General features: G+C 72.5%; 9 protein-coding genes and 1 pseudogene. 1 reads left to right on the forward strand and 9 read right to left on the reverse strand.

Translation table 11 applies throughout. The features are described from left to right. From FF041_RS40550 to FF041_RS13745, 7 genes are all read right to left on the reverse strand, one after another. On the reverse strand, positions 1–91 hold a 91-nt coding region (locus tag FF041_RS40550), incomplete at its 3' end, for a DUF6187 family protein (protein WP_407698153.1). Next, the gene (locus tag FF041_RS13725; protein ID WP_323391842.1) at positions 84–1421 is read right to left on the reverse strand and encodes an FAD-dependent oxidoreductase; all 1338 of its coding nucleotides are present in this window, start codon (positions 1419–1421) and stop codon (positions 84–86) included. The genes FF041_RS13725 and FF041_RS40550, both read right to left, overlap by 8 nt. Further along, entirely contained in the window at positions 1418–1867 is a 450-nt protein-coding gene (locus tag FF041_RS13730) for a DUF6423 family protein (protein ID WP_267133191.1), read from the reverse strand. Before FF041_RS13730 ends, FF041_RS13725 begins: the two co-directional genes overlap by 4 nt. Before the next feature lie 237 nt (positions 1868–2104). Beyond that, positions 2105–2365, reverse strand: coding sequence for a DUF6235 family protein (locus FF041_RS13735; RefSeq protein ID WP_153523109.1), 261 nt, complete (start codon positions 2363–2365; stop codon positions 2105–2107). Then, entirely contained in the window at positions 2268–3065 is a 798-nt protein-coding gene (locus FF041_RS37840) for a hypothetical protein (RefSeq protein WP_194292020.1), read from the reverse strand. The genes FF041_RS13735 and FF041_RS37840 overlap by 98 nt, the downstream gene beginning before the upstream one ends. A gap of 483 nt (positions 3066–3548) precedes the next feature. Continuing rightward, positions 3549–3797 (reverse strand): type II toxin-antitoxin system RelE family toxin, encoded by a 249-nt coding sequence (locus FF041_RS13740; protein ID WP_153483499.1) that lies wholly within the window; start codon positions 3795–3797, stop codon positions 3549–3551. Continuing rightward, entirely contained in the window at positions 3794–4084 is a 291-nt protein-coding gene (locus FF041_RS13745) for a hypothetical protein (protein WP_194292019.1), read from the reverse strand. The genes FF041_RS13740 and FF041_RS13745 overlap by 4 nt, the downstream gene beginning before the upstream one ends. A 247-nt stretch (positions 4085–4331) precedes the next feature. On the opposite strand from FF041_RS13745, the gene FF041_RS13750 reads away from it, so the two are divergent. Continuing rightward, positions 4332–4580 carry a hypothetical protein gene (locus FF041_RS13750; protein ID WP_323391843.1) on the forward strand — a complete coding sequence of 83 codons (249 nt, stop codon included), beginning with the start codon at positions 4332–4334 and terminating at the stop codon, positions 4578–4580. 171 nt (positions 4581–4751) lie between these two features. Here the strand turns inward: FF041_RS13750 and FF041_RS13755 are convergent, their stop codons facing one another. Both FF041_RS13755 and FF041_RS37845 read right to left on the reverse strand, forming a co-directional pair. After that, positions 4752–6857 carry an ATP-binding protein gene (locus FF041_RS13755; RefSeq protein ID WP_153523107.1) on the reverse strand — a complete coding sequence of 702 codons (2106 nt, stop codon included), beginning with the start codon at positions 6855–6857 and terminating at the stop codon, positions 4752–4754. A gap of 5 nt (positions 6858–6862) precedes the next feature. Next, positions 6863–7398: pseudogene (locus FF041_RS37845) on the reverse strand (hypothetical protein); the annotation flags it as partial.

The following is a 7398-nucleotide window of genomic DNA, read 5'->3' on the forward strand; positions in this document are numbered from 1 at the left end:
GGCCCATCAGCATCACACCGGTCTCGGTGAACGGGGGCTCGTCGACGGGGGTCAGGGAGAACCGGGGGTCGTAGTCGTCGCGGTCAGACACGGGCGACCGCTCTCCCGGTGCGGACCGCCCCGGCGGCCGTCTCCAGCTGGGCGGCGACGGCGGTGGCCACCCGGGCGGTCGCGACGCGGTGGCCGTCGATGTTGCGGGCTGCGGGTCCCAGCACCATGCCGGCCGCGGCGCCGACGGCGAACACCCGGGGGGCGTTGCGGTAGGCCAGGGTCCGCTCGTCGAGGTCGGGCCAGCCGTCGCGGGGTGCGGTGACGCCTTCGGGCAGGAGCTGTCCCCCGTTGGAGACGGCGGTGCCGAGGGCCAGTACGACATGGTCGCCGATGATCCGCTCGCCGTCCGCGAGCCGGACGGCGGCGCGGCCTGCGCGCTCGCCCGTCACGGCGGTGACGGCGCGGCCCCGGTGGACGGTGAGCCGGCCTTCGGCTTCGGCGCGTTGCAGCAGGGGGCGGAACTCGAACATGACGGAGGCGCGGCGGTGTCCGCGCATCAGGGTCGTCCGGTCGTCCCAGTCCGTCCCGTCGAAGCGGGCCCGGCCCTCGGCGCGGAAGAACGACGCGTTGACGTCGGCGCATTGGTAGCGCTCCGCGGAGGCGCGCAGGATCCAGTGCACGCGTTTGCCGTCGCCGAGGGCGTTGGAGATGAGGTGGGCCGCGCTGAGGCCCGCGCCGACGACCACGAGACTCCGGGCCTCCCGGGGCACGGGCTCGTCCCAGTAGCCGACGCCATGGGGGGCGGCCTCGCCGTCCCACCACTCGGAGGGCGCGGCGCGGCGCTCCTCGCCGAGGCAGAGGACGGCGTACGGGGCGGTGACCGCGAAGCCGTCGCCGCGTACGGTGACGCTGTCGGCGGTGGGGCGGACTTCGCGCACGGCGCCCCGCCAGGTGCGCTCGTCCACATGGTGCAGGGTGGCGACGTGCTTGCAGTACGCCTCGAAGACGTCGACGGGCACGACGGAGCGGTGCCCGGACTGGGCCATGCGGATCTCCCGGCGCTCGACCGGGGTGAGCAGCGACCAGTGGAGCCGGGCGAAGTCGAGCAGTTCGCAGTCGCGGTAGCCCTCGACTCCGGGGTGGTGCTCGTAGGGGGAGCGCAGGACGCGCTGCCGGAGCATGTCGATGCGGTCGAAGAAGCGCCCGCACGGCCGGCCTTCGCGGTCGATGAGGACGACGTTCCGGACGCCGAGGTGCCAGAGCGCGGAGGCGACCGCGAGACCCGCGGGGCCCGCGCCGACGATGGCCACATCCGCGGTGGCGGGCGGCGGGGCGGTGTGCGCGCTCCGCGGGCCGGCGCCCGGGGCGAGCGGCCATTCACGGCCCCGGGGCGATTCCAGCAGATGGGGCTCGGGGACGAAAGTGATCACCCGATGACCGTCACGGGGACGATGACCTCGATGACCGGACGCTGGGGCATTCCCTCCGCGACCAGCTGTTCGAGGGTCTTGGCCATGGTCTCCGGGCCGTCGGTGGCGATCGGGCTGTACCGGGAGTACGCGTAGGTGGGCTTTCGGCCGGTGGTCTCCAGCGAGTACATCTTCACCACGGCCTCGCCGGGGCGCACCTCTCCACCGTAGAAGGTGAGGCGGCGCTGGTCGGGCGTGATGAAGGACTTGGAGAACTGGCGCGACATCACCAGGGTGTCGGCGTCGTTGACGAAGACGGAGTCCTCGTCGGTGGCGGCCTGCATGGCGACCCAGGTGCGGTCCGTCAGATTGGTCTCGGATTTGATGACCTGCCAGACGCCGGGCTCGGGGAGGTTGACACAGACCGATACATCATGGTCGACGGTGTCGATGGCACCCGAAATCATCAGTACACGGCGGCGTATGTCCGCGACACCGGCCATTTGAATGTCGCGGGCCCGGACCCGCGAGGAAACATCTATTCCGGATACTTCCAGTGGCGGCATCGATATCTCCCCGAGTTCTTGACAGAGGAAGCCCATGTACACAAGTGCCACCGACATTTTCACAGGCCCTGCACCCTGTCAAGCACACTTGTGCGAGCCGGTGTTGGCGATGTGACACCGGCCCGCACGGGGTGCATTTCAAGCCGCCTGGCCGGTTCCCAGGTCGATTTCGGGCGACGCCTCGACCGAACCGACATGGGCGATCTCGAAAGCGTCCAGGTCGCGGATGCGGATCTTGAGGACGAGCCCCGCTTTCACCTGAACGAAGAAGTCCAGCGGGCGCGCGGGGTCGTCATACGTCTCATAGCTCCGGAAGACCGTTCTGTCGGCGATGGCGAAGAGAGCCTTGTGGACGGCGTTCCTGTCGATCTGCCCGGCCTTCTCCGACCACCGCTCCAGCCGCTCCCAGCCCGCGTGGAGCCGGAGCGGGCCGCGGCCGGCGGCCGATGTCCAGCGGTCGCCCGAGCATGGCGCAGGCGGCGCGCAGTCCGCGCCAGGCGGCAGGCGTCGGGCGGTGCCGCAGAACCGTACGCAGGATGCGTTCCGCGGTCCAGCCGTCCCCCGAGCGGAGGTACCCGATCGCCTCCCGGTGCAGAAAGCCGGACTCTTCGCCGGTGAGCCCGCCGACCGAGGCCGCGAGATGCTCGATACGCAGCTCGCGGGCGCTCGCGACCCCGGGGACCGGGTCGGCCGGACCGGTGGCGGGGCCCACCGGGCAGCGGATCGTGACCCTCTCGTCGGAGAGTGCGGCGAGGGTCGCGAAGAACAGCCGGCTGCCGTCGTCGAGCAGATCGGCGTCGAGCACTTCGACATGGCACGGGCCCACCTGGTCGAGCCACGCCCGTCCGACCTCCTGGAGGCTGCGGACGGCCCACTCCCGATAGGAGGGCCGGTTCGGGCCCCGGGCCCGAACCGGTTCGGTACGGCTCTCCTCTCTCTCCTCCTCGTATGTGGCACACGCGGGGTCGTCGGGGGCGACCAGCTTCAACCCGACCCGGGCCCGCCGGGGCCACTCGGCCGTGACACCCGTGTTGATCAGAGCTCGCACCGGTGAGAAGCCGACCACTCCACGCTCGGCCCGCACAGCGAATTGACGCATCTCCACCCCAGATTCGATCGGCCCGGATACGGCCGGGCAGCGGCGGAAGCACCCGCCGCCGCGCCGCAGTGACCTTGTGAGCGGTTGGATCGGACGACATCGCGCCCGGCCGGGGGAATGGCGCTCCCGACGGCGGGCACAATCTTGACGATCTTCACATATCGTGTCGGAGAAGTATTTCCTTCACTTTCCGACACTTAGCAAAGTAGCTGTGTCTCGGGGTCGCCACATCTTCCAAATTGCTCTCGCACCTGGGCCGTTCCAGAAAAACGGACCACCTCAGCAAGTCCGCATTTGCATGACGCCAGATCAGGTGTGTGCGCCCGGCGGCCGGGTGCTCCGGCGGCTGTTCAAGTGAGTGTTCACGTGGGTGTTCAGGCAGCCGCCCGCCGTCTGAGCAGCGAAGGACGCCGTGGCGTCAGGGCTCCCGCGGCCGGCTCGGGGCCGGGCGCCGTGCCGTCAGCCGATGATGACGCCGTGCCCTCAGCCGATGATGTGGACGGCGGTCACCAGCAGCACGGTCCGGCTGACGTAGTACACGACGACGAACGCGCCGAGGGGAGCGGACCGGCGGTCGGGCTCGGACGGGCTCTTCGCCGGGGTGGACGGGCGGCCGTAGGGGTCGGCGGCGAGTCGGGACATCCCCGCCTCGAACTCGGTACGCACCGGGGCGGGCATCTTCCGCAGGGCGTCGTCGGCCGCGTTGCCGTACTGGACGCGGTACCCGCTCACGCGACGTCCGGAGCGGTGAAGCGGTCCTCCTGTGGATGGAAGCCGCTGTGGTCACCCGCTTCGAGCCTGGCGAAATCGGCTTCGATCTGGTCCCAGACGGCGGGGGGCAGCGCCCACATCGCGAGGACCTGGGCGAGCTGGAGACCCGGTGTCCGGGCGATCTCGGCGTCGAACTCCGCCCGCCGCTCGGGGACCAGCGCGGCCCTGACGGTCTCGATCGTCGCCGGGATCCGCACGGGCTGACCGTCGATGTACACCGTCCAGGTGGGGGTGGCCGAGTCTTCCACGGGTGTTCCCCTTCTCGCGGCTCGTGTCCGCCGCCCGCTCCGGTACCGGGTTCCAGGGTGACACAGCCCGGCCCGGACGGTGCCCGGCCACCGGGCAGTGGACAGATGTCCGATGCCCGGGGGCCGGGGGCGTCCTGCGCGGTACGGGCCGCCGGTGGTCCGGCCCTGACGCGGTGTGAGGGCCCGGCGACCGCCGCATCATGCCTATGCCTGATCAAACGGCATATGACATGACAGAATGCCCGGTGTGGAAGAACGAACCGAGCTCCAGGACCGCACGATGACGGTGGACGGCGAGACATTCGCCGTCCACCAGCGGCCAAAGGGCCCGCCGACCTACGATTTCACCTGGCTGACCGGGCCGAATGAGGGCTACGGGTTCACCAGCGCGGTGCACGGCTCCACCGCGCCCCTGACCGGCGCGGAGCTCGAAGAGGCCGCTCGGGGCTTTCTGGAGGAGATCGATCCCGCGACCGGGTTCCTCTCCGAGGACTGACCGGCGCGGCTCTCCGAGGACTGACCGGCGCGGCTCCCGGAGGACTGACCGGCACCGCTCCCGGGCGCCCGCCGGACCGCTCCGGTCGCCGCGCCGGCACCCGCCCCCTCTCCCCTACCCGCTCCGGTGTGATCGCCGCCCGGAGGCAACCCGTCAGGCGCCCGGCCGATCTCACCCGGAGGGTTCGCCGTCGCCGAGCAGAACGGCGTACCGCCCCAGTTCGGCGGGACGCAGCAGTCTGGCCTCGCGCTGGAACTGGCGGGCCACGCCCCGTACGACATGACGCATGCCGATCTCGGCGCTCTCCCCGTCGGCCGCCGCCAGCGCGGCCGTGCGCGCGGCGGCGGCGATTCCCGCGCCCGTCATGTCCAGACGGGCGAGGACGTCCAGGTCCACATCGGCGGCGAGCGGGGCCTGGCCGGGGAAGGCGAGACGCCAGAGCCGGCGGCGCTCGGGGGCGGCGGGGCGGGGGAAGTGGACGACGAAGTGGAAGCGGCGGGTGAACGCGGGGTCGATGTTGTCCTTGAGGTTGCTGGTGAGGATCACCAGACCGTCGCTGGCCTCCAGGCGCTGGAGCAGATAGCCGACCTCCAGGTTGGCGTACCGGTCGGTGCCGTGTTTCACCTCGCCGCGCTTGCCGAACAGGGCGTCGGCCTCGTCGAAGAGGAGCACCGCATGGCTCTCCTCCGCCTGCCGGAACACCTCTTCCATGTTCTTCTCCGTCTCGCCCACCCATTTGGAGACGACGCGGGCGACGTCCACCTTCAGCAGTTCCAGGCCGAGCATGCCGGTGACGATCTCGGCGGACATCGTCTTGCCGGTGCCGGGCTCCCCGGTGAACAGCGCCTTGACGCCGCCGTGCGCCGAGCGGCGGGCGAATCCCCACGCCTCGGCGATCCTGGGCCAGACACGGCAGGCCGAGGCGAGCTCCAGGATCTGGCGCAGCTGGGCCTCCGGCAGGACGAGATCCTCGACGGAGCGCCGGGGGGTGATCGAGCTGACCGCGCCGCCGCCGCGGCCTCGCGTCACCGTGGCGATGGCGGGCTCGACATGGCCGGCGACCGGTTCCGGCCGGCCGTTGCCCGCCAGCCTCGCCCCGGCCCCCGCGACGGAGGCGACGGCGCGCAGCTCGCCGCCGCTCATCCGGTAGCGGGCGGCGAGATCGTCCAGGAGGGTTCGGTTCAGGTCCGGGAGCACGGCCGACCACATCGCGTGCCGGTCGTGGAATCCGGGTGCCGGGACGGTCAGTTCGGCGTACGCCCGCGCGGCGAGCAGCGGGCGGGGCCGCCAGGGTCGGAGGCCGGTCAGACAGACCGGCGTCCGGGAGCGGAGCAGTACGGCGGCGACCGTGTCGGCGAGCTGCCGGTGCGGCTGGTCGTGCAGTCCGTCGGTGGGGATCCACAGCACCGCGCCGAGCTCGGCCGCCGTCCGTGCGTCGTGCTCGATGTCCGAGGTCAGTCTCCGCAGCGGTCGGTCCGCCGCCCGGGCGAGCGCCTGCGCGGCGTCAAGCTGTCCGTCGGGCGGGCAGCCCCAGAGCCCGGCCAGGGCGATGTCGCCCGCGCCCAGCGCGCGGCCCAGCCGGGTGAGCCGGTCGGAGGCGAGGTACGGGGAGGCCGCCCGGGGGTCGGGGGGCGCGACCTCGCCTGGGTCGTGGCCGAGGAGTCCGGCGTCCCCGCCCCAGCCCAGCAGAAAGGCGAACACCCCGGGGCCGAGGACGAGTTCCTGGGCGAGTTCGACGGGGGCCTCGCCGTACGCGCGGAGCAGACCGTACCGGCGCAGCGGCCCCGCCGGGCCGAGGGCGCGACGCCGGGCGAGGCGGGCCGCGGCGGTCCGGCCGCCGAGTGTGACCAGGAGTTCGACGGACGGGAGCCGCCGGTTCAGATCGTCGACGATGTACGCGTAGATCCGCTCGTAGCCCCGGTCCAGTTCGGGCGCGGCGACCAGCAGCAGCGCGTCCTGGTCCGCGCGGGTGAGGCCGAACGCGGCGGCGAGCGCGTCCAGCGGCAGGGTCGTCCCCCCGGCGGCCGTGCGGTCGCGCAGCTCGCGCTCGGATTCCGGTTCCGCCCGGTCCGGGCCGGCCGGTGCGGTGAGGGCCTCGGTGAGGGTGTGCACATCGTCGAGGAGCACTCCGACCTGGTCGTCGGTCACGCAGTACGGGGTGAGGTCGGGGCGGGTGAGCCGGGCGGTGATCGCCGCCCGGTCGTCGGCGGCGGCTCTCAGCGCCCGGTGCAGACAGGCCAGCCGGATCCGCAGATGCTCCAGCGCCGGTTCGCCCATGGCCGTCACCCGCCCGAGAAGGTCAGGGTCCGGCCGCCGAGCCAGACCACGTCGGGTACGTCGGCGAGCAGCCCGGAGCGCAGCAGATCGGCGTGGCGGCGGCCCATCGGGACGCGTACGCGCACGGCCTCGGGTTCATGGCGGACGGTGGCCTCCAGGTCGGCGAAGCGGGTCAGGGCCAGGACCGGGTCGGGTGTCCCGGTCCCGTGCCAGAGCGTCCAGGCGATCGTGCTCAGGCCGAGGGCGGCGGCGAGGGCGGTGCTGTGCTCCAGTGCGCCGTCCGGGGCGAGGGGCGCCGCCCGGCGTTCGGTGACCAGGGTGCGGACCAGGCCGGTGAGGCGCTCGGCGCAGCCGGGCAGCGCGGTGGCGAGCCGGGGGTCCGCCGGTGTGCCCCGGGCGGTCCACAGGGGGGTGCGCCAGGGCAGCCGTTCGACCGGATCGCCGCGCAGCGGTCGGAGGGCGGTGAGGAACGGCACGCCCGCCGAGGCGAGTTCGCCGAGGGTTCCGGGCGGGAGGGGGCCGTCGCAGATCAGTACGGGCG

The organism is Streptomyces jumonjinensis (genome assembly GCF_009600885.1).
Classification (GTDB): Bacteria; Actinomycetota; Actinomycetes; order Streptomycetales; family Streptomycetaceae; genus Streptomyces; species Streptomyces jumonjinensis.

Excerpts from the sequence above, each read along its gene's own strand:
- FF041_RS13730 (WP_267133191.1), bottom strand. The coding sequence starts at position 1,867 with ATGATTTCGGGTGCCATCGACACCGTCGACCATGATGTATCGGTCTGT.
- FF041_RS37840 (WP_194292020.1), bottom strand. The coding sequence starts at position 3,065 with ATGCGTCAATTCGCTGTGCGGGCCGAGCGTGGAGTGGTCGGCTTCTCA.
- FF041_RS13755 (WP_153523107.1), bottom strand. The coding sequence starts at position 6,857 with ATGGGCGAACCGGCGCTGGAGCATCTGCGGATCCGGCTGGCCTGTCTG.